Here is a 25,417-nt window from a genome sequence, read left to right as displayed (position 1 = left end):
TCAGTCGCTTCGCTGAAATCGGACGACCCGCAGTCGTTCATACCCCTAGGCTCGGCCCTCCTCGGGGTGGATCGAACCGCTTTGACAAGGCGACGTCTTGCTGACGGATGCGATCGGATATGCGGTTTTCGTCCACAAGGAGTCGGGTGATCCGGGAGTCGAGGGCCGCTGTCGCGTGATCATCGGGTAGCGATCCTTGGCTCTCCGCGGTCTTGAGGAGACGGCGTATGTCGTGTCCTTGCGTGGCCAGTACCGCGAGCCGTTCGGCAAGGACCGGCGTGTGGTTGTCGTGTCGTCCGACGAGCTCGGTGATTGGCCGGATCCAGGCCGCGCCTTGCTTGTCGAGGTGATGATTGAGGCGTTGATCGAGCCAATGTTGGTGTTCGTGGGCCGCGAAGTCGACCTGCGGTGGACCGGTCGGCCTTCGGTCGCTGTCGGGTATGCCGTAGGCCGCGCGCCAGACTTCGATGCTGCTCGTGAGGTCGGCCGGGAGTGCGGCGTTCGGCGGCAGCCACTCGTGCGGACGCTGATCGGTTGATTGTCGTACGTCCCCGGCGAGGTTGCTGACCTGCTCCGCGCGTTCGGCCAGATAGGCGCCCCAGGTTGGGTCTTCAGTGAGCTTTGCGGGTATGGCGGGTAGCCACGGCAGCGGCCCGACCTCTGTCGGAGCAAGGGTATGCAGCCGCCACCCGAGCACGAGTGCTGCGTCGTCAGCGTCGTCCAGCGGACGATATGCGAAGGCAGTCTCGAGGAGATCGCGAGCATCCAATCCGTTTGATTCGATCATCAGGAGCTGCGCCGACAGAGACGGCCACCCAGTCGCGTCGGTGAGGCCGGCCAGCAGCTCTTCGGCCTGGTCCGCGATCCCGAGAATGCGATCTGGACCGAGTACGTCTTCGGCGGCGGCGACGAGCGCATCGGCGTACTTGGTCGCGGCTTCGTTGAGCCGCGCTCCGGGCGACGTCGCCTCGCGAGCCGTGGTGGTGGCGGAGACAGCGGCGCCCGTTCGGGCGAGGATCGCTTCGAGGATTTCGGTCGCAGTCGCCGGCTCGCGAGTGTCTTGGTGGAGCAACTGGTGAGGGTCGCCATCTCCGCCGACCGCGAGGTGCACGTGGTTGGCATGGCGTCCTCTGGTCATCATTGTGTAGAGCGTCTCGCGGGACTCGGTGCCGGTGATGACGCCGTGCATGGTGTCAGCGGTGAGGCCTTGGGCGCTGTGGACGGTCGATGCGTATCCGAGCTCAACGTGCTGTGTGACGTACCGCGCTGGCAGTGTGGCGCGCAAGCCCGATCTTGTGTGGCGGGCCGTGAGGGATCCGCCGTGGACGCCGGTGATCGTCCAGCGGTCGCCGTTCTTCACCCAGTCGGTGGGACTGATTGCGATCCTTCGGTCGTTGCGTCGGGTACGGATGGTGTCGCCGATCGAGACGCGGTTTCCGTCGGCCAGTTCGACTTCGACGTCAGGCACTGCGCTGTTGAGCCGAGCGGTTCGGGCTCGTTGATTCAGCTCAGTGACGAGGTCGTGGGTGGGCGCGACCATCAGTGAATCCAGTCCGTCTGCGCGGTCTTTCGACCACGCAGCGAACACCGAATCGGTGGTCGTGGAGGAGCTGCCGATGTGGACGCGGTCCTGGTCGAAGTAGTAACCGAGAGCCGAGGGGTCGCCGTCACGCAAGGCGACGGATGCGGCTGCTTCGGCGGCGTCGGTGAACCGCATGAGTTCGTCCAAGCGTGCCGCGCCGTGGTTGGCCGTGATGTCGCGCAGCACCCCGCCGGCACCGATGGCTGAAAGCTGTCGGTCGTCTCCGATGAGCCGCACCGACGCCCCGTTGTCCATGGCATGGTCGATGACGCGAGCCAAGGTCATCGTGTCGGCCATGCCCGCTTCGTCGATGATGACGAGCGTCTCAGGACCGATCGACAGCGATGGGGACGGGTTTCCGGTCTCGACGTCGTGTACGAGCTTGGCGAGGGTGTCCGAGGTAATGCCAGTCTCGGCCCCGAGCGCGGACGCCGCAGCAGCAGATGGCGCGAGGCCAACGACTTGTCCTCCGGCGTCGTGCCATGCGTCGCCCAGGACCCGCATCGCGGTGGTCTTGCCCGACCCGGCCGCGGCGATGCCGACCTGCAGACGTCGTCCACTGAAGGCCATCTCCCGGACCAGTCCGGCCTGCCCCTGGTTGAGGGCGACCCTGTTCGCGGCACTCTCCAGCAGTGCTACCTCGACGGCTTCGACTGGGGTGACGCGCCCATCTTCACGGCTCGCGGCGGTCATGATCTGCTGCTCGGCCTCGAGGATCCTTGGGCTGGTGAACAGGTCGCGGCCGGTATGCCGGTAGACGCTTGAACCATCCGCGCGGGTTAGCTGCTCGGGGTCGTTGGTCGTGTCGAGGCCGGGGGTCAGGTTGACCGATAACCGCTCGAGGACGTGGTCGATCACCCAGCCGACGGCCGCATCGAGGCGGGCGGGGTCGATCTCGGTGTCGCGCACTTGGCGTTGCGCTTCGGCGCGTACATGGGTCGTCTTCCACGTCGCGCGGTGTGCCTCTAGCTCGGTGACCACGCGTTGCGCAGTGTCCGAAACCCAGGTCGGTGACAAGGCTTCGCGCTTGATGACGACCGGGCGCAATGCCTCGGCCACCATGTCGTCAACGGCGGCCTGGGACCCCAGATTGGTGGCGGCCTCGAGGCGCCATGTGGACCGTTGTTCGGCCAACGAGCGTGGCTCATGCTTGGCGTCCCGCGTCTCCAGGTTCGCCTGCTGCGCCAGACCAATTGTCTCCGCAGGCGTCGGCGGGCGTCCATGCATCTGCTGGAAATCGTCGGTCAACTCGTCTCGGCGCATGTCGATGTCGCGACGTCGCTTCGACCACTCCTGGTTCAACGATGGGTCGACGCCCACGATCTCGCGCACCGGACGCCTCGCTCGTTGGACATCGGGCCGCTCGACGAAACGGATGCCAAGTTTCTCGGATAGGTGTCGCTCCAGCGCGGTGTTGTACGTCTCCGACGCAGCCACCGCCGACTCATAGAGCACCCGTCCATAGACGGCAAGCCACTTGCCGCCCTTCGTCTGGACCTTGTTCGCCACCGCCACGTGCGTGTGAAGGTCAGGGTCACCGGCCCGCGAATCGCGGTGCGTGAATGCCGCCGCGATCAGCCCACGCGTCTCGACCTGCCGAGCCCCGTTCAAGCCTTCGCGGGTGAACAGCGCCTCGCGCTCGATGAATCTCAACGCGTCGGACACAGCGGCGTCATGGGCCTTCTCGATCACCGCAGACACTTCTGGCGGAGCGATCGCCCAGAGCGTGGAAACCGACTTGACCGGTGAAAACGTCAGGTCAAAACCGGCCACGGCGGCGCGTGGTGCACGCGAGTATCGCTTCAGCGCTGCGTCCAGCTCGCGGGGGTTCGAGGGCGCCCGGCCGTGCTCCTCGACAAAGAACTCCTTGGCCACCTCCGTGCGCGCTCGTGCACGAACGTCGGCCGGCGAAGCAGGTGCCGAGACCTCGTTCTCGGCACTCAGGGCGCGCGTGCGAAGCCCCACCTCAGCCCTGAAGTCTTCGGCAAGTTGGTTGTCGTACAACCGGTACGGCCTGCCCAACCGCTCGCCGGAAACAGGCTCGAGCCCGTGACCGAACAGTTGGAGCATCTGATCGGCCGTCACGACGTCGCCCGCCTCGATGCCGTCGATCGCGGACAGTCCTGAGCCCATCCAGACGCCCGGTGCCTCACCCTTCGCCGAGTAGTAGTCCGCGAGCGTGGCGTGACCCTTCTCGGTCGAATCCATCGCAGCGACCTGCCGGGTCAGGTACTCATACCCGGAGCCGGCCGAGAGCTTGTGCAACGTCATGGTCACGCCCCCTAAGGCCGAGCAATCAGCGCGAGTGGCCACTCGAGGCGCCCTCAATGAAAGAGGTGTGTGGACGTTGGTGGGCTGATTTTGATCGGGGGACGTTCGTCGATTCATCGCGCTGCTGTGTTCGACGAATCGCGCACCTCTCGACGTCACGCTATGCGTGTCGCGGCGCGCAATTGCGTCTGTATCGGGCTGGGCACTGGGGTCGTAACCCAGAGGTCACAGGTTCAAATCCCGTCCCCGCTACCACTCGAAGATCCCTGACCAGCAGAAATGCCGGTCAGGGGCCTCTGTTGTGTTCTCGAGAGCGCACCAGGTGTGTGGAAGTTGATGGGCGTCGTTTCCGTGCCGGGCGTTTCAGCTCCGTCGTTTGTTGAGCGATCGGTACCGTAATTACAACGTCCGTTGCATATCCGTTTGATTGGCGCTACGGTCACCGGGTGAACGAGAACCTTGACGAAGGTGCATTCGACCTCGATGAGGCCGATCGCCTGTTGAGCACGACCCGTGCTGTGCGCCGCCGACTTGATCTGGAACGTCCGGTGTCACGCGAGGTGGTCGAGAGCTGCATCGAAGTCGCTATGCAGGCGCCGATCGGAGGTAACGTCGAGGTCCGTCGTTGGGTGGTCGTCACCGACCAGGCGCTCAAGGATCAGATCGCTGCGCACTATCGGACGGCCGCCGATCCTTACCTCGACGAGACCTTCGAGGATGCGTACAAGCGGGGCGACCAGCAGAAGCTCCGTGTTGTGGCCAGCGCGAAGTTCCTTGCCGCCAACTTCGAACGTGTGCCACTGTTCGTCATCCCTTGCATCGAGCCTGGCATCGACTTCTCGGACAGCATCTCCGCCGTCGCAGATTTTGCCTCTGTGCTGCCCGGTGTATGGAACTTCCAGCTCGCGCTCCGTGCGCGCGGGCTTGGCACGACGCTCACCACTCTCCACCTCTACGAAGAAGGAGCCGTGGCCGACCTGCTCGGGATCCCGGCCTCGGTGAGTCAGATCTGCTTGCTCCCTGTGGCGTACACGGTGGGGCGCAACTTCAAGCCGGCGAAGCGGGTCCAGGCCCACAAGGTCACGTATTGGAACTCCTGGCCCACAACGAAATAAGGGGGCGCGCAAAACCATTGTCCTCGTAGGAACCGTGTTGTACATTCACCGTTACATATCAGCGTCTAGCAACTATCCGGGCTGGAGGTCTTTCGCATGAGTGCGTTGCCAGAGGTCGGCCTAGCGGTCGTCGGCCCGCGGGCCTGGAAATTCGGTTTCGTCGCGCGAGTCGCCTCGACTTTCGTCGGTGCTGTGGGGACGATCGTCGCCGGCTCGTTCGTCATCTTCACTGCCCTGAGCTTCGCTCCCGGGGACCCGGTGGCGCAGATCTTGGGGCCCAAGGCCACCGACGAGGCGCGCGCAGCGAAGGCTGCAGAGCTCGGTCTCGATGACCCGTTGATCGAGCGGTACTGGCACTGGCTGACATCGCTGGTTCACGGAGACCTCGGCACGTCGTTCACCTATCGCGAAGACGTCACGAAGCTCGTCGAGCCACGACTCGAGACCACGTTCTTGCTCGTGCTGATGGCAGCACTGATGATGCTGGTGGTCGGGATCGCGCTTGGATCGCTGGGCGGTATCAGTGAGCGGTGGCGTCCCTATGTCAGCGCCGTGGCTGGATTCGGCGTTTCCGTCCCCACCTTCGTCGCCGCGAGCGTGCTCATCAGCGTTTTCGCAGTTCAGCTGGGCTGGTTCCCCACGTTCGGAGCGGGCGAAGGCCTCGCCGACAGAATCAGGCACCTCGTGCTTCCCGCCATCGCGCTGTCCATCAGCTACGGCGCCTACGTCACACAGCTCTCGGCGACGGCGGTGCGCGACGAGGCGTGCAAGGAGCACGTGATGACCAGTCGCGGACGGGGAATCCCGGGCAACCGCATCGTGTTTCTGCACATTCTGCGCAACGCCGCACTGCCCGTGATGACGGCGTCCGGCCTGGCGATTGCAGGCCTCGTGGCCGGTGCGGTTGTCGTCGAGCAGGCGTTCGCCATCGACGGCATCGGGTCACTGCTGATCGCGAGCATCTCGAGCAAGGACTACCCGGTCGTGCTCGCAGTGTCGCTGATCATCGTCGTCGTCTTCGTCGTCGTCATGACGATCATCGACGTCGCTCAGGTGCTTTTGGATCCACGTCAGAGAGAAGGCCGCTGATGGCCACGATCGCGGCAGCCGGTGCCACTGTGGCACCAGCGGAACGGCGTCCCAAGGACAAGCTGCTCATCGTCTCCGCCCTGATCTGTGCACTAGTGGCGCTGGTCGCGGCCTTCGGTGCCTTGATCGCGCCGTACTCGCCGAACCAGACAGACGTGCTGAGTGCCAGCCTCGGTCCGAGTGGCCAGCACTGGTTTGGCACCGATGGCATCGGGCGCGACATCTTCTCGCGGGCGGTCACCGGTGCTCGGATCAGCTTTGCAGGCGCCGGCATCATCGTCGTGGGCAGCGCATTCTTCGGCACAGCGCTGGCCATCTTCTCTGCCTGGAACGGTGGGTGGGTGGATCGCGCGCTGAACCGCGTGCTTAACGTGATGTTCGCGGTCCCGGGGATTCTTGTCGCAGTGCTGGCGTCGGCCGTGTTTGGCGCTGGCTTCTGGGCGCCGGTCATCGCCCTCACGATCGTGTACGTACCGTTCTACGCTCGCGTGGTTCGTTCGGCAGCGGTCCAGGAGTGCGCCATGCCCTACATCGAGGGATTGCAGCTGGCTGGACTGTCGTCGTGGCGCATCTGCACCCGCCACATCCTGCGGAACGTCTCGCCGATGGTCCTCGCCCAGGCGACGATTGCCTTCGGCAACGCGTTGGTTGACTTCGCGGCGGTCTCGTTCATCGGGCTCGGTGTCCAGCCGCCCACCTCGGAGTGGGGGCTCATGGTTGCTGACGGACGTGCTGAGATCCTCAACGGGGCGCCGCAGCAGAGCCTCGCGGCGGGCATGTGCATCGTCGTCACCGTGGTGGCCTTCAACGTGCTCGGTGACCGGCTGTCGGCTCGCACTGGAGGTCAACGATGACGGCGGCAGGCGTGAGCGCTGACGCACGCGGACCCGCGCTGCTCGACATCCGAGACCTGGGTATCAGGCTGACGGATCGCGTGCCACATCGCGTCCTGGTGCAGGACGTCACGCTCTCCATCCACCCCGGCGAGTCGGTCGGACTGGTGGGGGAGTCGGGATCGGGCAAGTCCATGACTGTCAAGGCCGCGATGCGTCTCCTCCCGCGCAACGCCGAGGTGGTGGGCAGTATCGACTTCGACGGCCGACCGGTCGACCGGTTCAGCCGGTCGGAGCTGGCCGCCTACCGCAGCTCCGACGTCGGGTTGATCCACCAGGACCCACGGGCGCACACCAACCCGATGCGTACGATCGGCCAGTTCTTGGCGGAGAGTGTGGTTGCCACACGCAAGATGTCCAAGCGCGAGGCGACCGATCGCGCCGTCAGCCTCTTGGCCGAGATGGGTATCGGCGACGCCCGGCGCCGGATGGATCAGTACCCTCACCAGCTGTCCGGAGGCTTGCTCCAACGAGTCATGATCGCCGCGACGCTCATGAATGAACCCCGCCTCATCTTCGCCGACGAGCCGACGACGGCGCTCGACGTCACCGTGCAATCGGAGGTGATGGCGATCTTGATGGAGCAGATTGCGGAACGCGATCTCGGAATGCTCTTGGTCACCCATGACTTGGACCTCGCCGCCGCGGTGACCGACACCCTCGTCGTCATGTACGCAGGAACCGTGGTCGAGTCGGGGCGCGCCGAGGATCTGTACGCCGACCCGCGGCACCCCTACACCGCGGCCCTCTTGGCATCCCGCCCGAGCACCACACAGGTCAAGCGCCTGGTGTCGATTCAGGGTCGACCGGCGGCGGCCTTCGAGGTGGGCCAGGGTTGCGTCTTCGCGGCGCGGTGTCCGTTCGCCACTGAGCTGTGCCGCACGGACCGCCCTGAGATGCGGCTGGTCGACGGCAGTCACGTCGCGTGCCACCGTGCTGAGGCCATCGCTGACGATCTGAAGGTGGTTTTGCATGTCTGACCCAGCAGGTGGACGGGCGACACGTGTCGTGACGACCGATTCGCAAACATCGCCGAACGCAGGATCGGCCATCCTCACGGTTGAGCACCTGACGAAGGTCTTCGGGCGCAGCGGTCGTGAGCACAAGGCGGTCGATGACCTGAGCTTCCACCTGGATGAAGGTGAGTCGCTTGCGATCGTGGGCGAGTCCGGATCAGGGAAGACGACGACCGCACGGATCGTGGCCGGCCTCGAGACAGCGACGTCGGGGAGAGTAGTCATGGACGGCCTCGACGTGACACGTGGACCTCGCACCGGTCGCCGGAAAGATGTGGCACGAATCGTGCAGATGGTCTTTCAGGACCCGTTCGGGTCACTGGATCCCCGACAGAAGATCGGCAAGGGCCTAGAGGAGCTGCTGGCGATCCACTTCGGTCTGTCCGGTTCCGGTCTGTCGGATCGGGTCTCGGAACTCTTGGACCAGGTCGGCCTCGATGATCGCCATGCGGCGTACCTGCCGCGGACGCTATCTGGGGGCCAGCGGCAGAGGGTTGCCATCGCTCGTGCTCTTGCTCTGGAGCCCAAGATCCTGATCCTCGACGAAGCAGTCTCGGCCTTGGACGTCAGCGTGCAGGCCCAGGTGTTGAACCTGCTGGTCGACATCCGGCAGAACACGGGGATCTCCTACCTGTTCGTCTCGCACGACCTCGGCGTCGTTCGCCAGGTCACCGACAACTGCCTCGTGCTGAACTGCGGCAAGCTGGTCGAGTCCGGCCCTACGACCCAGGTGCTCGACGCTCCCGCTGAGGCGTACACGCGTGCGCTGATAGACGCTGTGCCGAAACCGGGCTGGAAGCCGCGCCGCCGGGTCGTCTGAGGCGACCGCCGTTCGATTGCGGCACTTTTCGTTGAGAAAAAGCGTGACAGGTGTTGCATCAGCCTTTAGTGTATTCCCAATATATAAAGTCGTTCTACAACGTCAGGAGCACATCGTGAGCCTCATCAGGTCGAGACGGAGTCACCGGGCTTTCGTTCCAATGGTGCTGGCGGCGTTGACGCTCGCCGCATGCAGCGGCGGGAAGAGCGACGGCGACGCGAACGAACTCCCCAATCCCCGACCCAGCGTCGTGGGCACGGCGAGCGGAACCATGGACACACTCACGTGGGCGCTGCCCCTGGGCGAGCCCAACACGATCGACCCGCCGAACACGGCGTACTACAGCAGCGGCCTGGTGGCCAACAACTTGTGCGAGTCGCTGCTGCGGCTCAACGCCGACTACAGCACCTCCGATGGTCTGGCGTCGTTGTCCACGCCGACCCCGACGACGCTTCGGCTGAAGCTGCGCACCGACGTCACCTTCTGGGACGGCACGCCGATGACCAGCACAGACGTCGTCTGGAGTCTTGAACACACCCGCAAGAGCATCGTGGGCCCCTTGTACGAGAACGTGAAGTCCATCAAGGCTGTCGACAAGCACACCGTCGACCTCCACCTGGCCCAGCCGGACCGGCTGCTGCCCAAAGAGTTCGCATCGTTCTCCGGAAGTGTTCAGCAGAAGAAATTCTCCGAGCAAGCCGGTGACAAGCTCGGTACGCCCGGGACCGGCGTGATGTGCACCGGGCCGTACCGCTTCGAATCCTGGAAGCCCGGAGCGGGAATCACCCTGACTGCGAACCCGAAGTACTGGGACAGGAGGAATGCAGCCAAGGCATCGACCGTGAACCTGAAATTCCTGACAGACTCGAGCGCGCTCGGCCAAGCCCTTAAGACCGGAGGCGTCGACGGTGCCTACGAGGTGCCGGCGTCACTTGTGCCGGCACTGAAAGACGTGGACGCCGGGACGCTGACTCTCGGCTCCCCCAGCCAGCAGTACGTCGGACTCTCCCCGATGCGCACTGACGGGCCGCTCAACACCCCGGAACTGCGCAAGGCGTTCTACATGACGATCAATCGATCTGATCTTGCCAAGGGGCCGTTCCACGGCGCGGCCCAACCCAACTACACGGCGGTCAACACCTCCGCCTGGGACAACCCGTCCACCGGCGACGCCGGTCGCAAGCAGTGGCGAAAGGCGTACGACGGATTCGCCAAGGAGCGCAAGGACTGGGGTTCAAGCGCGGCTATCGCCGAGGCGAAGAAACTCGCCAAGTCGGCGGGCTACGACAACAAGCCGATCACGCTGGCCGTTCCAGCCGGTGACCAGACCTTCAGTCAGATGGCGGTCCTGATCCGCCAGCAGGCTGGCATGGCTGGATTCAAGGTCAAGATCCGTTCGCTCGATCCTGCGCGCTACTCCGCCGCCACGACCGACCCCGCTGCGCGCGCGGACATCGATCTCTACATGAATTTGAGCTTCAACGTCGCGCCGGACCCCCTCGAGGCGGTGACGACGTTCGTGCCCGGCACCTACTTCAACTTCATCGGCTATGACAATTCGGAGGTGACGTCGCTGATCGCCAAGGCCAGAACGGTCCCCGACGCGGCCGCCGGTGCCCATGACCTCATAGCAGCTCAGGCGAAGTACGAGGAGAACTACGGGTTCCAGGCGCTCGTCCAGCTCAACGAGATCAGCTTCCTCAAGAAGGATCTCGGCGGGATGACCACGTCCTTCGCGTACCTGAACCAGCCTTCTCTCGCATCGATCGGACCCAAGAAGTGAGCAGTGACATCCCTACGGCCGTTCAGCTCGATCGAGCCGCCGAGATCTTGGAGCGCCGGGACCTCGACGCGATCGTCGTGTGGTCGCGGCAAAGCCTGCGTCATCTGTCCGGTCTCTACTTCCCGCACCTGGCGTTCCTGCCGGAGGAGTACATGTTCCTGGTGTGCACGCTTACCGGTGATCACGTTGTCGTCGCCTCGTACGCCCTGCCTCCGGACTACGCGGCAAAGTCGGGCATCCGGACGGTGTACTGGGACTTCAACACCGATCCCTGGGGGACGCTGACCGCTGAGCTGCGCCGACTGGGCGTCGACCGGGGCCGCATCGGGGTCGAGCTCGAGCAGGTGACGGTGAGCGACATGCGCCGCTGCGAGGCTGCCCTTCCTGCGGCGACGTGGCACGGCGTCGACCACGACTTGATGATGGCTCGGCAGATCAAGACGACGGCGGAGATCGCGCTGATCGACGAAACCGCAAAGGCGGGTGAGCGCGCCATGGCGGCGGCGATCGAGCGCGGCCGCGTTGGGATGACCGATCGTGAGTTCAGCCTGGAGCTCCGGATCGCCTCGCTTCGGGAGGGCGTCGACGAACTGACGTGGCTGGCGTTGAACTGGAACTCCATCGATCAGCGGACGCATCCGACCGACGTCCCCATTCGCGACGGCAACGTCTTTTCCATCGAGATGGGCTTGTCCATCGACGGCTACTACTGCGACCTGCAGCGCACCGTCGGGGTCGGGGCGGTCAGCGACGAGGTCTTGTCGACCTATCGGCAGCTCATGGACATCCAGAACCGGACCATCGCGTCCATGACACCGGGGACGAAGGTCTCTGACGTGCACCGGAGGTTCGACCAGGACATGTCTGACCACGGCCTCAGCATGTGGGACTGGTGGCTCGGGCACAGTCTCGGGCTCAACGTCCATGAAGGTGGCACCATCTGGCTCTCCGGTGACGTTGACGTCGTGCTCGAGGAGGGCATGGTGTTCGCGCTCGAGCCCGTCGTGACCTCACCCGCAGTGCTGGCGGTGGAGGACAACCTGGTGATTGAGTCCGAAGGGGCGCGCCTCCTGTCCGGCGCGCTCGACTGGTCCGAGCTCGTTCGACTGGGTCAGGCGGTTCCGGCGCGTGCGCAAGGGAAGTGATCGCGTCGTCGTCGGTCCTGGGTCGATCCCTGACTACCGGATCGAGACCATCGAAGGGGTCAGGACCGGTGGCGTGTCGCACTGGCAGCAGCAGGTGGGGCTACCGGCCGCCGGCGAGACGCTTCCCGGTGACCGCACGGCGGACGTGTGCATCGTCGGTGGTGGTCTGACCGGTCTGTGGACCGCCTACTACCTCTCCGAGGCGGATCCCACGTTGGACATCGTCGTCCTCGAGGCCGAGTTCGTCGGGTACGGCGCCTCAGGACGCAACGGCGGGTGGTTGTCGGCCGAGCTGCCTGGCAATAGGGCGACGTATGCGCGCGGTCCCGGCGGCATGGCGGCCGTCGACCGGCTCGCTGCCGAGCTCGCTGGTTCGGTGGATCGAGTCATCGACGTGTGCCAGACCCAAGGCATCGAGGCCGACCTCGTCAAGAGTGGAGTCATGTACGTGGCCACCTCGGCGGCTCAGCTGGCACGCCTTCAGTCGACCACTCCCGCTCCGGGTTCTCGGGTCCGGATCCTCGACGCCGAGCAGAGCTCCGCGCGGATCAAGGTCGCCGGAACCCGCGGAGCCGTCCTGGATCCACAATGCGCACGGGTGCAGCCGGCGAAGCTGGTGCGTGGGCTCGCCGAGGTTGTCCGGTCGCGCGGAGTGAGGATCTACGAGCGGACAGAGGTGCAGCGCGTGGAGTCGGGGCGTGCGGTGTGTGACTCCGGAACGGTCACCGCACCGTTCGTGCTGCAGTGTCTGGAGGGCTACACCTCGGCCCTGCGCGGTAACCGCAGGACCTGGTTGCCGATGAACTCCGCCATCGTGGTCACCCAACCGCTCTCCCAAGACGTCTGGTCCGAGCTCGGCTGGGCCGGCAACGAGCTGCTGGGCGACCTCGCGAACGCCTACTACTACGCGCAGCGAACCGCGGACGGCCGCATCGCACTGGGCGGCCGCGGACGCCCGTACCGCTATGGGTCTGCCACGGACGTCGACGGCGTCACCCAGGCTTGGACGATTCGTTGCCTTCGCGAGACCTTGGAGCGCGCCTTCCCTCAGCTGAACGGCATCGCGCTGGAGCATGCCTGGTGCGGCGTCCTCGCTGTGCCGCGTGACTGGTGCGCGAGCGTCAGCCTCGACCCCCGGACTGGGGTCGGATTCGCCGGCGGTTATGTCGGGAGCGGGCTCACCGCTACCAACCTGGCAGGACGGACGTTGCGTGACTTGGTGCTGGGAAAGCAGACGGACCTCACCACCCTGGCCTGGACCAACCGGCCGGTGCGACGTTGGGAGCCCGAGCCACTGCGCTGGCTCGGGGTCAACGGCATGTACGCGCTCTATCGTGCTGCGGACAGACGAGAGTTGGCTGGACTCGACCGCCCCAGCCGACTTGGTCGATTCGCCGACCGCCTCTCAGGCCGTTGAGGTGGCGGGAAGCAGGTTGAGGCGCCTGAGTGCCGCGTGCAAGGTGCTGACCTGACGCTCGGCGGGCCAGTCCTCGCGGTGCTCGACGCTCGCGAGGACGATGCCGTTGGTCAGGACCCGCAACAGGTCGACGTGCTCCTCGAGCTCGTCGGCAGGCACGAGGCCGACGAGGTGGTCGTGGATCAGTGCCCGCATCCGACGATCCATCGTCGAGGCAAGTATCGGTCCGGTCTCGGGGTCCGACAGCAGCACGATTCGGCTCCGCTCCTGGTTCCACCCAGCTTCGCTGCGGGGGAGCATCCACTCCAGCAGAACCCGTAGCCGGTCGGGCCTGTCCATCCCGGCCTCGAGCTCGGGCAACAAAGCGTCGTACTCCTCCAGGAGCGTCTCGGCGAGGCCGAGAAACAGGTCCCGCCGCGTGGGGTAGATGTGAGTGACCAACGTGATCGACCCGCCGAGCTCGTCGGCGATGGCCTTGAGCGTCAACCCGTCCAGGCCCACCTCGGCCAGAAGGCGAATGGCGATCGAGGTGATGTTGCGACGTCGTTGCACGAGGTCGAGAGCGCGGGGCATCTGGTCATCTCCTCGATCGAGCTCTCACTATGGCACGCGCCTCTGCGAGCCAGGCTTGCCCACAGCGCAGTGTTTGTGTCTGTTGCGTAACACAACGCGTGTCATACAGTATGCGACAACCGATCGTATGGAGAACCATGACTGACGAGCTGCACTGGAAGACCGCCTCGGAACTGGGCCGGATGTATCGCCGCCGCGAGGTTTCGCCGGTCGAGGTCATCGATGCTGTTCTCGAGCGGATGGAGCAGGTTCACCCGTCGATCAACATCATGGTGACGGCGACCGCGGACCAGGCCAGGGTGAGCGCACGCGAGGCCGAGGCTCGACTCGGCTCCGGCGAAGACCTCCCACCGCTTTTCGGCGTGCCCATGACGGTCAAGGATCTGGCCGAGACCGCGGGGGTCCGGACGACGTACGGATCCACGGCCTACGCCGACCATGTCCCCAACCTCGACGCCATCGGTTGGGAGCGGTTGAAGGAGCAGGGCGTCATCCTCCTCGGCAAGACCACCACGCCGGAGTTCGGACTTCTCGGGGTCACGGAGAGCAAGCTGACGGGGTCGACGAGCACTCCGTGGCGCCCGGGCTACGCCGCCGGTGGTTCGTCAGGCGGCGCTGCGGCGGCTGTGGTCTCCGGTGTGGGACCTGTCGCCTGGGGATCTGATGGTGGCGGCTCGATCCGAGTGCCTTCGTCGTTGTGCGGTGCGGTCGGCATCAAGCCGTCGATCGGCCGAATCCCGACGAGAGACAACACCGACAGTGACTCGACGGACGGTCCGATCGCTCGCACGGTCCTCGACGCCGCGATGGTCCTCGATGCCACGGCGGGCCATCACTCTGCCGACCGATTCTCGGTGCCCCGCGAGGCGCGCAGCTATGCCGACGCCGCCAGCGCTCCCGGAGATCTGACGGGCGTGCGAGTGGCGTACTGCCACGACCTCGGCCAGAAGGTGCTGGACGCAGAGGTGCGGCGACTGTTCGACCGGGCCGTGGGCGACATGCGTGCTGCGGGAGCGTCGATCGAGGGCGTCGAGATCGAGCTGCCCGACACTGAGTACGTCTTCGACCTCGTCAATGGATACAGCTATGTCGACGTCCTGGAGGAGCTGCGGCGCGAGGGCGTCGAGGTCTGGCCGTCGATCCGGGAGCTGGCAGACCGCGGCTCTCGGCTTTCGGGGCGAGAGGTGCACGGCGTCCACGCCGTCAAGACGCAGATGTACAACGCCTTCAATGACGCGATGGCAGGGGTTGACGTCTTGGTGACCCCCACCACCGCTGTCTCCGCGTTCCCCAGTGATGGCGACAAGGGGCCCGCGCTACAGGTCGACGGCCATGACACCCTGCCGCTGGGCATGCTGATCCACATGATGACCGAGCCGCCGTCGCACGCTGGCCTGCCCGCTCTCTCCGTTCCCGGCGGATTCACCGACCAGGGCCTCCCGATTGGTGTGCAGTTCATCGGCCGGCTGTGGGGGGACGCCGATGTGATCTCGGTGGCTGCTCGATACGAGCGCCTGAACGCGTGGCACGAGCACCATCCCGCTCTCTAGAACAGAGGCCATTTACATAGTGTGATACGCGTTGTATATTGCGTGTCTTGCTACCCGTCGTGGGTGCGACCCATCAAGGAGTGGATATGACGACATCACCTGCACGCCGCGCTCGGTATCAACGTCGCCGTGGCGTTGGCGCAGTGGCGACGTCCGCGGTCGTCGCTCTGCTCCTGTCGGCGTGCTCAGGAGGCAGCGGCAGCGACGGCTCCGTCAAGGGTCCGGACAAGCTGGTCACGAACCTCGCTCCGGCGAAGGCGGACGTCGCAGCCGTCAAGTGGAACCTCACCGCCGGTGAACCGACCACCCTCGACCCCGCCAATGCGGCTGACTACAGCTCCGGCCAGGTCGTGATGAACCTGTGTGATGCGCTCCTGACGATTGACGCCGATTACAACCTGAAGCCCAACCTTGCGACCTACAAGCAGGTGTCCGACACGCAGCTGGTGCTCAAGATCCGCGAGGGTGTCACCTTCTGGGACGGCAAGCCGCTGACTGCCGAGGACGTGGCATACAGCCTCAATCGAGCCTCGAAACCGGACAAGATCATCAGCTTCGCGTTCTTGAACGTGAAGTCGATCGTCGCCACAACCAAGGACGAGGTCACGATCGACTTCACCCAGCCTGACGCCATCTTCCTCAAGGCGCTCGCCAACATCACCGGCGTGGTCCTGGAGAAGGACTTCACGAAGAGGGCCGGCGACGCGATGGGCACCTCCGCAGGCGGACTGATGTGCAGCGGCCCGTTCAAGCTCGACGACTGGAAGGTCGGCAGCGAGATCAGGATCAGCCGCAATGACGACTACTGGAATGCCGAGCGGCGTCCGTTCGCAAAGTCGGTGACGTTCTCCTTCGTCACGGACGGGACGGCCCTCGCCCAGGCGCTGAAGTCTGGTGAGATCGACGGTGCCTACGAGATCCCGGCTTCGGCCGTACCAGCCCTGCAGAAGGCGACATCAGGACGAGTCACGTTCGGTCCCTCGATGCAAAGCCTGAACGTGTACGTGGCCAACACGGGTGGCGTCCTCGCGGACCCCAAGATTCGGCAGGCGCTCCAGCGGATCGTCAACCGCGAAGCCCTCGCCAAAGCCGTCTTCCATGAGGCCGCCGTTCCGAACTACACCGCTCTCACGCCGGCGACATGGCCGAACGACCAGAAGAGCGTCTACCAGAAGGCGTACGACAAGATCGCGGCCAGCCGCAGCTATGACCCGGCGGCGGGCAAGAAGCTGATCTCGGACTCGGGCTACGACGGTTCACCGCTCGTCCTGGCGATCAACGCGGGCGACGAGACCATGTCGCGGGCCGCTCAACTTCTGCAGCAGGATGCCAAGAAGGCCGGGTTGACGATCAAGATCAAGGCGCTGCAGCCGCTGATCTTCACCCAGGCCGGTTATGACGCGACCAAACGCAAGGGCATCGACCTGCTGATGTCGACGAGTTTCAACGGCACGCAGAACCCGCTCGAGCCGATGGGCTTCACGTACCTTCCCGGGCAGCCTTACAACTACACGAACTTGGACAATCCCGAAGTCACTGAGCTGCTGACCACGGCCCGCAAGACTCTGGATGGAGACGCGCAGGCGCCGCTGGTGACCAAGGCTCAGGGGCTCGTCGAAGACGACTCCAGCATCATTCCGATCGTCTCGACCAACACGGTGACCTATCTCGCCAATGACTTCACGGGTGCCATCACGTCCTTCGCCTACTGGTCGATGCCGCAGATGGCGTTCGTCGGCGCCGCCAAGAAATAGCAGCTACCGGGGCGGCCAGGGCACAGGCGCGATCGCTAGATACGACAATCATTGTATAACTGAAGGACATCATGGGAATTCTGACGGACGATCTTTCCGAGGTGAAGACGGTCAGCGTCTCGCACCCCAGCGAAGCTCCTACTCTCCTCGGACGGGAGTTCGTCACGCCGTGGTTCACGATGGACGAAGACCGTGCGGACATGTTCGAGAAGGGCACGTATCTCGACAGCTACCCCCACCGCTACGGAGGCGACGACGCCTATGGCGATGACCTGGTGGAAGGCTTCCACCTGCTCGGCATGTTCGACTTCCTGCTGAACCACAGCATCTGGTCAGAAGGGCCGTGGATCGCGTGGAACTACGGCGTGGACAAGGCTCGATTCGTGTCGGTCATCCGACGGTCCGACCCGTTTCGACTGAGAGGCACGATCGTCGACGTCGTCGATCGCGGGGCGCAAGGTCACCTCGTCGTCGTCGATGTGGTGGGTGAGGTGCGAGGCAGGGCCAAGCCCGGCTTCGTCGCGACCTCCCGTGCTCTCTGGACCACAGCCGGATGAAGGTGGATGGGGCGACCTCTGCTTCGTTCACGATCGACTATCGCGACCATCATCGCCGGGTGGCCAGGATGACCATGCCCGAGGCGCTCGACTTCGCCGGCGAGACATGGGGCGACAACCCGGCGCTGACCTTCCTCGAGGGAGGAGGGCCAGATCGTACGTGGGCACAGCTTCGCGAGGACGTGACGCGCGTTCGCTCAGGCTTGCAGACTGCCGGTGTCCGCCACGGCGACCGAGTGGGAGTGCTCTTGGACAATCAGCTCGAGTTCCCCGTCAGCTGGTTCGCCATCGCGGAGCTCGGTGCGGTCATCGTGCCCATGAACCCGAAGTACACGCGGCGCGAGATCGAGTTCGTCATGGGTGACGCCGGCGTCACCTGGCTCATCGCCGACGCCACGATGCTAGTCAGCCTCAGCGTGGACGGAGCGCTGGGCGGTGTCGCGCAGGCCAGGGTCGTCGTGGTGGGAGACGAAACTGAGGAGGGTGACCGAGGCTGGCTGAGATTTGTCGACCTGCTCGGTCACGAGGAACTTCCAAGAACTCAGGTGCCCGGCGTCGACGATCTCGCCAACATCCAATTCACGTCCGGTACGACGGGGCTGCCCAAGGGCTGCATGCTGACTCACCGTTACTGGATCGCTGGAGGGGTCCAGTCGGCTGCACTGTTCGATGACCCACAGCGGATCCTCGCCGACCATCCGTTCTACTACCTGCAGAACCAGGCGTACTTCACGATGGCGCTTGCCGGTGGCGGCGCGCTTCACGTGACGCGCGGACTCAGTCGCCGCAAGTTCATGGGCTGGCTGGTCGATCAACGGATCGATTTTGCGTGGATCGACGACGGGATGCTGGACGTCCCGAGGAGTGAGCTGGACCGACAGCTCGTCCTCAAGAAGGCGCCGGTCGCGGCCCTGCCCGCGGAGCTGCACGCTGAGCTGGAGTCGCGCTTCGACCTCGTCGCCCGAGACTGGTATGCGAGCACCGAGGTCGGCTCCGGCACGTTCGTCCCCTTCGATCGCACCGACCTCGTCGGCTCCGGCTCGATGGGCCTCGTCTTCCCCAACCGCGAGTCCAAGATCGTGGACGCGCAGCTCGAAGAGGTCGAGGCGGGTGTCGTCGGCGAGTTGTGCCTTCGGGGGGACGGGATGATGCAGGGCTACTACAACCGTCCTGAGACCAACGCGGAGCTGTTCCTTCCGGGTGGATGGTTCAGGACCGGGGATCTGGTCCGCAAGAACGCAGATGGCCTGCACTACTACCAAGGCAGGCTTCGCGACGTCATCCGCCGCAGCGGCGAGAGCATCGCGTCCGCCGAGGTCGAACAGCAGATCCTGACCATGCCGGAAGTCGCCGAGGTGGGCGTCGTCCCGGTGCCCGACCGCGAGCGTGGCGAGGACGTCAAGGCAATCGTGGTCCTCAAGCCCGGAGAGAGTGCGACGGCTGAACAGGTCGTGGACGGGGCCCTCAAAGGCCTCAGTTCGTTCAAGATCCCTCGATACGTCGAGTTTCGCGCCGAGCTCCCGATGACGTCGAGCGGCAAGGTGCGCAAGGCGGCACTACGGGAAGAAGACCCCTTCAACGACAGCGTCATCGATGTCACCGGTCCCAACAAGAACGACTACGTGAAGACCGCTGCCGAGAGAACCGGCCACGTCGAATGAGAGCGAAGCGCCATGACATTTGAGATTCTCAGCGGGCCGGACACAGCCATGCCCGCAGCCAAGCCGAAGCCCACCAGCGTTGACGGGCAGGCAGAGTCCTCGGTCAGTATTCCAGGACTACTGGCCGGCGAAGTCGGCCTGTGGGAATGCGACGAAGGTACGTTCAGCGCAGACCGATCGTCGTTCGCCGAGGTCTGCTACATCATCCAGGGCGAAGCGGTCATCGCAACCGATGGTACGTCGGATGATCGCACGGTGGCTGCCGGTTCGCTGTTCGTCCTGCCGCGAGGGTGGCGTGGAACCTGGACGATACACAAGCAGGTGCGGAAGGCGTTCGTGCTGATCAGCGACGAGACTCCTGCCTGAGTGCCTGGAGCAGAACCAGCGGGACCGCGAGCGAGTCGTGTCATGAGGCACGTCGTATCGCATCCGTGATACAACGGGTCGTGTGACCGTGCCGCCAGGCACTGATCTGTCCTAAAGGTGAGGAAGGTGGCGTGCGATGCCCAGGTTTGTCGACCACGACGTCCGCAAGCGTGACATTGTGCGAGCGACCCTGGAGATCCTGGCCGAGTCCGGCACCGGTGGCCTGTCATTTCGAGCGGTGGCGGCTCGTCTTGGTGGCTCCACGACCTTGGTGACGCACTATTTTCCCAATCAGGACGCACTCTTTGCCGAGGTGGCATCGTCCTCGCTGGAGCAGTGGGTCGAGGAGATCGACGAACTCGACCAGCGGGGCAGGACGCCCGAGGAGCGCCTCCAGAACCTGCTGGTATGGCTCATGCCGGTCACCCCCCTCGGTCTCACCCAGGAGCGTGCACGCATCAACCTCCTCTCGTCCCAGCTGCTCGGCGTGGGGCACCGCACTGCTCTGGAGGAGTGGGACGTCAAGATCAGGTCTGTGTTGCGAAGCCACCTCGAGGAACTGGTGCCGCAGGCCGACGTCGAGCGAACCGTCGAGCTGTTGCGGGTCACCATCAGCGGCGTCGTGCTCACGGTGGTCGAGCACCCTGACTCATGGCCTGTCGAGCGCCAGCTCGCCATCGTCGAGCACCTCATGCTTCTGCTCGGGATCCCCCTTGCTGAGCAAGGGGTTGTCGTCGACCCTGTCAGTGCTCTCGAGCTCTCACCCAAGTCTGAGCCTCACGCGTAGCCGCGCCGGCCGGAAGTAGCTGGCGGGCAGTAGGCCGCGGGCTCAGTCGACGATGATCGGCAGCGTCCCCTCAGTGGCCGGTCGACCAACTTATTTGTACAACAGACGTTACGCAACGAGCGTGCATCCGCTACCGTTGATAAAACGTTCATTGTAAATAAAGTCGATCCATCGGAGAGCTCTCGTGACGACGTCCCCCGAAGCCGCCGCCGACAACGTCGTCTGCTGGCCCCCAGATCTTGCCGCGGCATGGTCCGCCTGCCCTCTTGAACCTGTCACGCACGTACTCGGCCGGGCCATGCGATCCAACCCCGATCATGTGCCGCTGGTCTTCGAGGATGGCTTCGAGATCACGTCCGGCCAGCTCCTGGCCGAAACTGAGCATCTCGCGGGAGTGCTGTCGGACATCATCGGAGTAGGTGACCGGATCGTGGTGGCGATCGGCAACCGCGCGGAGTTCGTCATCGCCTTCTTGGCGATCGTCGCCAATCGAGGGGTGGCCGTGTGTCTCTCACCAGAGGTCGGCCCGCACGAGGCGGCGTTCGTTGTCGACGACTCATCGTGCCGGATCGCACTCGTGGACGAAACGGCGCGAGCGGTCTTCGACGACCTGGCCGCAACATCCGCCGTCCTCGAGGCGGTTTTGCCTGTAATCGGAGGGGAGCCGCGAGGGTTCCGGCACCTGTCTGCGGATGCCGCACCGCTGGATGTCGTCACGGTTGACGCCTCGATGCATGACGTGGTCGACATCGGCTACACCTCCGGGACGACGGGCCTCCCGAAGGCGCTGGGCGAGACGCATCGAAGCATGCTGAGATACGTAGACGTGCATCTGCGGACCCACACCGACCCATCTCAGCGGCTCTTGTTCCCGCTGCAGCTGCACTACGGAGATCCGCTCACCGGCCTGTTCGCGGCCATCGTCGGTGGCACCTCGATCGTCCTCGTACGTAAGTTCAGCGTGTCCAGGTTCTGGGAGGTGGCCCGGTGCACGGGAGCCACCTCCATCTTCACGATCGGCTCGATCCCCGACATGTTGCTGAACAACATTCCTTCCCCAGATGATCGAGCGCACGGCGTTCATGAGGCCGTCGCCGTCGCGGTTCCCCGCGCTCGCCATGCGGAGCTGGAAGAGCGGTTCGGATTTCCCTGGCGGGAGGTCTACGGCTCGTCAGAGACCGGGCCCGCCATCGCGATGCCGGCCGAACACAGTCACCGGTTCGTCGGCACAGGCGCTCTTGGCATCCCTTATCCCGACGTTGAGGCCCGGCTGGTCGACGAGCGAGGCGAGGCGATTGTGGGCGCGGGACTCGGCGAGCTGCAGGTCCGAGGAGAGATCGTGTTCTCGGGGTACGTCGGCCATCCGGAGGCCACCGCTGAGGTCATGGATGGAGACTGGCTGCGAACAGGGGACATTCTTCGTCGGGACGATCATGGCGTCTACTACTTCGAGGGCAGGAGCAAGGAGCTCATCCGCCGCAGCGGCATCAACGTCGCGCCGGCCGAGATCGAGTCCGTTCTTCGCCTGCACCCGTCCGTCGAGGATGTCGCGGTGGTACCCGTCGCGGATGCCGTCATGGGTGAGGAGATCAAGGCGTACGTGAAGCTCGTCGAAGGTGCGGGGTGGGAGCCTGCCGAGCTGTCGGCGTTCGCGGCGGCGCGGCTGTCGCGCCAGAAGCTGCCACGCTACCTAGAGGAGCGGATGGAGCCGTTCCCACGCACGGAGACGCAACGGATTCCGAAGGCCAAGCTCATGGTGGACGGCGAGCACCGAGTCGACTTGTGCTGGGACAGCCGTGCCGCGACGCCGAGCCCTGAAGGCTGAGAACGAGCCACCATGCCGCGAACGCCGCTGCCTTTGTGGGCCGAACGCTATCTGACACAGCCGCATGACGCCGTGCTCGCGACGATACGGCGCGATGGTGGTCCTGCTGCAGTGCCATGCTGGTACGGCTACTCGGACGGACAAGTCTTCCTGTCGATGGGTGGCCGGGCGAAGCGTCTGGGAAACATCAGACGAGATCCGCGGGTCGCGCTGAGCATCCTGGCCAACGATCCACCTCGGCACCTTTCGCTCACCGGAATCGCCATCGCCATTCGCGCTGACCCTGTTCTGGAAGACATCGACGTCCTGTCACAGCGCTACCTGGGGAGCGAGTGGCACGAGCGCGGGTCCACGGAGATGACGACTGTGGTCGTCGAGGTCCGCAACTGGATCGCTTTCGGCTTCGACGAGACCCGTGACCACTGAGGTCGCCGGCCATCGGGGCCCGCCTGCCTAGGGCTTGATGATGACGCGCCCGAATGCCTCGCGACTTTCAACCCGGCGGTGCGCCTCCGCCGCTTCGGCGAGAGGGAAGGTGCGGTCCAGCACGGCTGTGAACTCTCCCGAGAACACCCGGTCGAGCTGCTCGGCGATGATGGCAGTGGCGCGATCGTTGTCCCGTACCAGCTCCTCGACGAGGTAGTAGCCGCGCAGGCTCGCGTTCTTCAGGAGCAGCGGGATGAGATCGGGGGCGGACTCGTCGCCGCCCATTGTCCCGATGAACACGACCGTCCCGCGGTATGCCACCGCCTCGATGCAAGCGGCCAAGGCGGGGCCGCCGACCGGGTCGATCGCGAGATCCACGCCCCTGCCATTGGTGATCCGCATGACTTCGGAGACGGTGTCGACCTTCGTGTAGTCGATGCCGTGGTCGACGCCGTATCCGGAGAGTCGTTCCAGGCGTTCCGGCGAGGATGCCGTTGAGATCACCGTTGCACCGGCCGCCTTCGCCAGCTGTATCGCCGCCAGGCCGAACCCTCCGGAGCCCGCCTGGACGAGAACTGTCTGACCGGCCGTGAGCCCGCCGAACTCGAAGAGAGTCTCGTGCGCAGTCCCGAACTCCACGGCAACGGCAGCGGCGGTGTCGAAGTCCATGCTTTCGGGAAGTACCCACGTCCAGCTCGAATCAGCGACGGCGCGTTCGGCGTGGGATCCGTTCAGCATGATCGCGGCGACACGCTGCCCGATGGTGCGATCTGTGACGCCTGATCCGACTGCCTCGATCACGCCCGCAACCTGATAGCCCACCACGTGCTGAGGGGAAGGGACTTCATCGGCGGCACGCGCGCGAACGTCGCCGCCTTGCAGCCCGATCGCGTGAACTCTTACGAGCACCTGATCTGGGCCGGGGACCGGATCGGCGACGGTCGCGTATGTGAGAACGTCGGGCGGGCCGGGTGCGTCGTAGACGGCGGCTTTCACGGGCACTCCTGGGTGTGTGCGGTTGGATGGCCAAGTTCAAAGAAGTGGGTTCGGGTGCTCGCCGGAGCGTTGGGGCGGTGTCGCATCAGTCGACGGTGATGACTGGCAAGGTGAGGGTCGCCAGGTGCGCGCCGCCCAAGAGCAGCTTCTGCTCAACGGCGACCTTGGTCCTTGCCCTCCACGGGGAATCCTCGGTCCCGGGATGCACCAGGAAGTAGGGGAAGTCGCTGGTCGCAATCTGCAGCTGCAGGCGATGACCGGCCTGCAGACGGTAGGCATTGTCGTCGAGGAGAAGTCGGACGTCGGTGCCATAGGGCTCACTGAGCACGGCGCGGCCCCACGAGATCGGCCGGGTCTTGCCATCCGGATCGACGTCCTGCAGCTTCGCGAACACGTGCGTGCTCGTACTGGCGTACTCGAGCCGTACGTTGAGCTCTGGCTGGCCGGCGAAGTCGAGGGGCGCCTCGAGTGGTGCTGTACGGAAGGTGAGAACGTCGGCGCGCTCAGCAAGATCCCGCTCGTCGGGATAGCCAGCGAGCAGGTACCAGAACGTCTCGATGTCGGTGCTGGACGGCACCGGGTCGAGCGGGTCGTGGGTCCATGAGAGCGCGCTCGGCTCAGCGTCCGGGCCGATGGCGAGTTGGTGCGGGCCCGACCCGTCCTGCACGAGATGGAACGTGCTGGGAGCGGACAGCGGCGGCCATTCGGAGGAGTGCTGCCAGCCGACATGACCGAGGTGCCAGCGCGCCCGCGGCCGGGGAGTTGACGGGATCTGGCCCTTCACGTGCTCGTCGAAGAAGTCGGCCATCTCGCCGCACTCCTCGCGAATCTTGTCCATGAGGGTGTCGTCGTCGAGGTACGGGTTCTTGGCGTCGCCTGCGTCGACGTCCTCGAGCTTGAAGCCTCCGTGGTCAGCGGAGCCGACACGCAGGTAGTGCAAGTGGCGGCTGCCGGTCAGGCTGCGAAAGTGGCGCCAGTCCCGGAAGCCCTCGGGAGCCAGGCCAGGGTCGTAGTAGTTCTGCCAGTGCAGGATCGGCACGCTGGTTGTGTGCCATGGATTGCGGTCGCCGTACGGGTTGTTCCATCCCTGGTGGTGCGTCCCTTCGATGAGCGCCTCGACGCCGATGGACGTTCCGAACTGCTGTCGTGCCTGGTCGAGGAGGGCGAGGACGTCGGCGGAGCCCCAGTCGATGTCGATGAGGTAGCCGTCGTTGTTGGTCCAGATCTGGATCAAGTCCTGCAAGGAGATGTTCGCGGGGTTGTCGAGCGACCACCGCGATGCCACGTGGCGGGCACCCATGTCGATCCCGGTGACCTGAGGGACGGCTGCCTTCAGCGCAGGGTGTCCGCTCGCGACTGCGGCCCAGCACGCGAAGCCGTAGTAGGAGGCGCCCACCGCGCCGGCTGTTCCGTCCGACCATGCCTGCTGGGTGATCCATTCGAGGGTGTCCCGGCTGTCGGCGACATCGAACTCGTAGGGGACCGTCGCGCCCGTGGATCGGAACTTTCCCCGGACGTCCTGAGCGACGAACGCGTAGCCGCGGCTGTTGAAGTACTCGGCCTCGAACCGCAGCCCGGTGTAGCGACTGGACTTGTCATATGGCGTCCGAACGATGATCGACGGGAACGGTCCCTCGCCTTCAGGCAGGTACACATCCGTCGCGAGCTCGACCCCGTCCCGGGTCTGCACCATGAACTCCGTCGCGGCAGGAGACGGCTCCTCGGACGTCATCGTCTCGACGATCTCGAACGTCATCGGTAGCTCCTCGGACGGCGCAACAGCATTAATAC

Annotated in this window: 20 protein-coding genes; 16 read left to right on the top strand and 4 right to left on the bottom strand. The window is 64.9% G+C overall.

Going from position 1 to position 25,417, the window contains the following annotated elements; all coding sequences use genetic code 11:
• Positions 1–37: 37 nt before the first annotated feature.
• Complete coding sequence (gene mobF / locus AC1DVU_RS01920; RefSeq protein ID WP_476920733.1) at positions 38–3,853, bottom strand: MobF family relaxase; 3,816 nt, start codon at positions 3,851–3,853, stop codon at positions 38–40.
• A 446-nt stretch (positions 3,854–4,299) separates the two neighbouring features.
• On the opposite strand from mobF, the gene AC1DVU_RS01915 reads away from it, so the two are divergent.
• The 8 genes from AC1DVU_RS01915 (at position 4,300) to AC1DVU_RS01880 (ending at position 13,131) form a co-directional block, all read left to right on the top strand.
• Positions 4,300–4,968: a nitroreductase family protein gene (locus AC1DVU_RS01915; protein WP_476920732.1), complete on the top strand. Its 669-nt coding sequence runs from the start codon at positions 4,300–4,302 to the stop codon at positions 4,966–4,968.
• A gap of 96 nt (positions 4,969–5,064) precedes the next feature.
• Positions 5,065–6,057: an ABC transporter permease gene (locus AC1DVU_RS01910; RefSeq protein WP_476920731.1), complete on the top strand. Its 993-nt coding sequence runs from the start codon at positions 5,065–5,067 to the stop codon at positions 6,055–6,057.
• Positions 6,057–6,911, top strand: a complete 855-nt coding sequence (locus AC1DVU_RS01905) for an ABC transporter permease (protein WP_476920730.1) — start codon at positions 6,057–6,059, stop codon at positions 6,909–6,911. Before AC1DVU_RS01910 ends, AC1DVU_RS01905 begins: the two co-directional genes overlap by 1 nt.
• 11 nt (positions 6,912–6,922) lie before the next feature.
• Positions 6,923–7,930, top strand: a complete 1,008-nt coding sequence (locus AC1DVU_RS01900) for an ABC transporter ATP-binding protein (protein ID WP_476920729.1) — start codon at positions 6,923–6,925, stop codon at positions 7,928–7,930.
• Positions 7,923–8,786: an ABC transporter ATP-binding protein gene (locus AC1DVU_RS01895; protein ID WP_476920728.1), complete on the top strand. Its 864-nt coding sequence runs from the start codon at positions 7,923–7,925 to the stop codon at positions 8,784–8,786. Before AC1DVU_RS01900 ends, AC1DVU_RS01895 begins: the two co-directional genes overlap by 8 nt.
• A 271-nt stretch (positions 8,787–9,057) precedes the next feature.
• Positions 9,058–10,569, top strand: coding sequence for an ABC transporter substrate-binding protein (locus tag AC1DVU_RS01890; RefSeq protein ID WP_476920727.1), 1,512 nt, complete (start codon positions 9,058–9,060; stop codon positions 10,567–10,569).
• Positions 10,566–11,714, top strand: a complete 1,149-nt coding sequence (locus tag AC1DVU_RS01885) for a M24 family metallopeptidase (RefSeq protein ID WP_476920726.1) — start codon at positions 10,566–10,568, stop codon at positions 11,712–11,714. Before AC1DVU_RS01890 ends, AC1DVU_RS01885 begins: the two co-directional genes overlap by 4 nt.
• Positions 11,698–13,131 carry an NAD(P)/FAD-dependent oxidoreductase gene (locus tag AC1DVU_RS01880; RefSeq protein WP_476920725.1) on the top strand — a complete coding sequence of 478 codons (1,434 nt, stop codon included), beginning with the start codon at positions 11,698–11,700 and terminating at the stop codon, positions 13,129–13,131. Before AC1DVU_RS01885 ends, AC1DVU_RS01880 begins: the two co-directional genes overlap by 17 nt.
• Here the strand turns inward: AC1DVU_RS01880 and AC1DVU_RS01875 are convergent.
• Entirely contained in the window at positions 13,120–13,704 is a 585-nt protein-coding gene (locus tag AC1DVU_RS01875) for a TetR/AcrR family transcriptional regulator (protein ID WP_476920724.1), read from the bottom strand. The genes AC1DVU_RS01880 and AC1DVU_RS01875 overlap by 12 nt on opposite strands.
• Positions 13,705–13,841: 137 nt before the next feature.
• Here AC1DVU_RS01875 and AC1DVU_RS01870 point away from each other — a divergent pair, with 137 nt between their 5' ends.
• From AC1DVU_RS01870 to AC1DVU_RS01835, 8 genes are all read left to right on the top strand, one after another.
• The gene (locus tag AC1DVU_RS01870; protein WP_476920723.1) at positions 13,842–15,254 is read left to right on the top strand and encodes an amidase; all 1,413 of its coding nucleotides are present in this window, start codon (positions 13,842–13,844) and stop codon (positions 15,252–15,254) included.
• 86 nt (positions 15,255–15,340) lie between these two features.
• Complete coding sequence (locus tag AC1DVU_RS01865; RefSeq protein WP_476920722.1) at positions 15,341–17,008, top strand: ABC transporter substrate-binding protein; 1,668 nt, start codon at positions 15,341–15,343, stop codon at positions 17,006–17,008.
• Between the two features lie 71 nt (positions 17,009–17,079).
• Positions 17,080–17,565 (top strand): hotdog family protein, encoded by a 486-nt coding sequence (locus AC1DVU_RS01860; RefSeq protein ID WP_476920721.1) that lies wholly within the window; start codon positions 17,080–17,082, stop codon positions 17,563–17,565.
• A gap of 68 nt (positions 17,566–17,633) precedes the next feature.
• Positions 17,634–19,226, top strand: a complete 1,593-nt coding sequence (locus tag AC1DVU_RS01855) for a class I adenylate-forming enzyme family protein (protein WP_476921589.1) — start codon at positions 17,634–17,636, stop codon at positions 19,224–19,226.
• 12 nt (positions 19,227–19,238) lie between these two features.
• Positions 19,239–19,592: a cupin domain-containing protein gene (locus AC1DVU_RS01850; RefSeq protein ID WP_476920720.1), complete on the top strand. Its 354-nt coding sequence runs from the start codon at positions 19,239–19,241 to the stop codon at positions 19,590–19,592.
• A gap of 136 nt (positions 19,593–19,728) precedes the next feature.
• Entirely contained in the window at positions 19,729–20,379 is a 651-nt protein-coding gene (locus AC1DVU_RS01845; RefSeq protein ID WP_476920719.1) for a TetR/AcrR family transcriptional regulator, read from the top strand.
• A gap of 184 nt (positions 20,380–20,563) precedes the next feature.
• Complete coding sequence (locus AC1DVU_RS01840) at positions 20,564–22,204, top strand: AMP-binding protein (RefSeq protein ID WP_476920718.1); 1,641 nt, start codon at positions 20,564–20,566, stop codon at positions 22,202–22,204.
• Positions 22,205–22,216: 12 nt separating this feature from the next.
• On the top strand, positions 22,217–22,630 hold the full coding sequence (locus tag AC1DVU_RS01835) for a TIGR03618 family F420-dependent PPOX class oxidoreductase (protein WP_476920717.1): 414 nt from the start codon (positions 22,217–22,219) through the stop codon (positions 22,628–22,630).
• 27 nt (positions 22,631–22,657) lie between these two features.
• On the opposite strand, the gene AC1DVU_RS01830 is transcribed toward AC1DVU_RS01835, so the two are convergent.
• Both AC1DVU_RS01830 and AC1DVU_RS01825 read right to left on the bottom strand, forming a co-directional pair.
• On the bottom strand, positions 22,658–23,626 hold the full coding sequence (locus AC1DVU_RS01830) for a quinone oxidoreductase family protein (protein WP_476920716.1): 969 nt from the start codon (positions 23,624–23,626) through the stop codon (positions 22,658–22,660).
• 85 nt (positions 23,627–23,711) lie between these two features.
• Entirely contained in the window at positions 23,712–25,382 is a 1,671-nt protein-coding gene (locus AC1DVU_RS01825; protein ID WP_476920715.1) for a CocE/NonD family hydrolase, read from the bottom strand.
• Positions 25,383–25,417 lie beyond the last annotated feature (35 nt).

Source organism: Aeromicrobium sp. P2_G6, assembly GCF_056403535.1.
Note: the sequence above shows the minus strand (reverse complement) of the source record. Positions and strands in the feature narration are given on the sequence as shown.

Coding starts and splice junctions, on each gene's coding strand:
- mobF (WP_476920733.1), bottom strand. CDS start 3,853: ATGACGTTGCACAAGCTCTCGGCCGGCTCCGGGTATGAGTACCTGACC.
- AC1DVU_RS01910 (WP_476920731.1), top strand. CDS start 5,065: ATGAGTGCGTTGCCAGAGGTCGGCCTAGCGGTCGTCGGCCCGCGGGCC.
- AC1DVU_RS01905 (WP_476920730.1), top strand. CDS start 6,057: ATGGCCACGATCGCGGCAGCCGGTGCCACTGTGGCACCAGCGGAACGG.
- AC1DVU_RS01895 (WP_476920728.1), top strand. CDS start 7,923: ATGTCTGACCCAGCAGGTGGACGGGCGACACGTGTCGTGACGACCGAT.
- AC1DVU_RS01890 (WP_476920727.1), top strand. CDS start 9,058: ATGGACACACTCACGTGGGCGCTGCCCCTGGGCGAGCCCAACACGATC.
- AC1DVU_RS01875 (WP_476920724.1), bottom strand. CDS start 13,704: ATGCCCCGCGCTCTCGACCTCGTGCAACGACGTCGCAACATCACCTCG.
- AC1DVU_RS01870 (WP_476920723.1), top strand. CDS start 13,842: ATGACTGACGAGCTGCACTGGAAGACCGCCTCGGAACTGGGCCGGATG.
- AC1DVU_RS01865 (WP_476920722.1), top strand. CDS start 15,341: ATGACGACATCACCTGCACGCCGCGCTCGGTATCAACGTCGCCGTGGC.
- AC1DVU_RS01860 (WP_476920721.1), top strand. CDS start 17,080: ATGGGAATTCTGACGGACGATCTTTCCGAGGTGAAGACGGTCAGCGTC.
- AC1DVU_RS01855 (WP_476921589.1), top strand. CDS start 17,634: ATGACCATGCCCGAGGCGCTCGACTTCGCCGGCGAGACATGGGGCGAC.
- AC1DVU_RS01850 (WP_476920720.1), top strand. CDS start 19,239: ATGACATTTGAGATTCTCAGCGGGCCGGACACAGCCATGCCCGCAGCC.
- AC1DVU_RS01845 (WP_476920719.1), top strand. CDS start 19,729: ATGCCCAGGTTTGTCGACCACGACGTCCGCAAGCGTGACATTGTGCGA.
- AC1DVU_RS01835 (WP_476920717.1), top strand. CDS start 22,217: ATGCCGCGAACGCCGCTGCCTTTGTGGGCCGAACGCTATCTGACACAG.
- AC1DVU_RS01825 (WP_476920715.1), bottom strand. CDS start 25,382: ATGACGTTCGAGATCGTCGAGACGATGACGTCCGAGGAGCCGTCTCCT.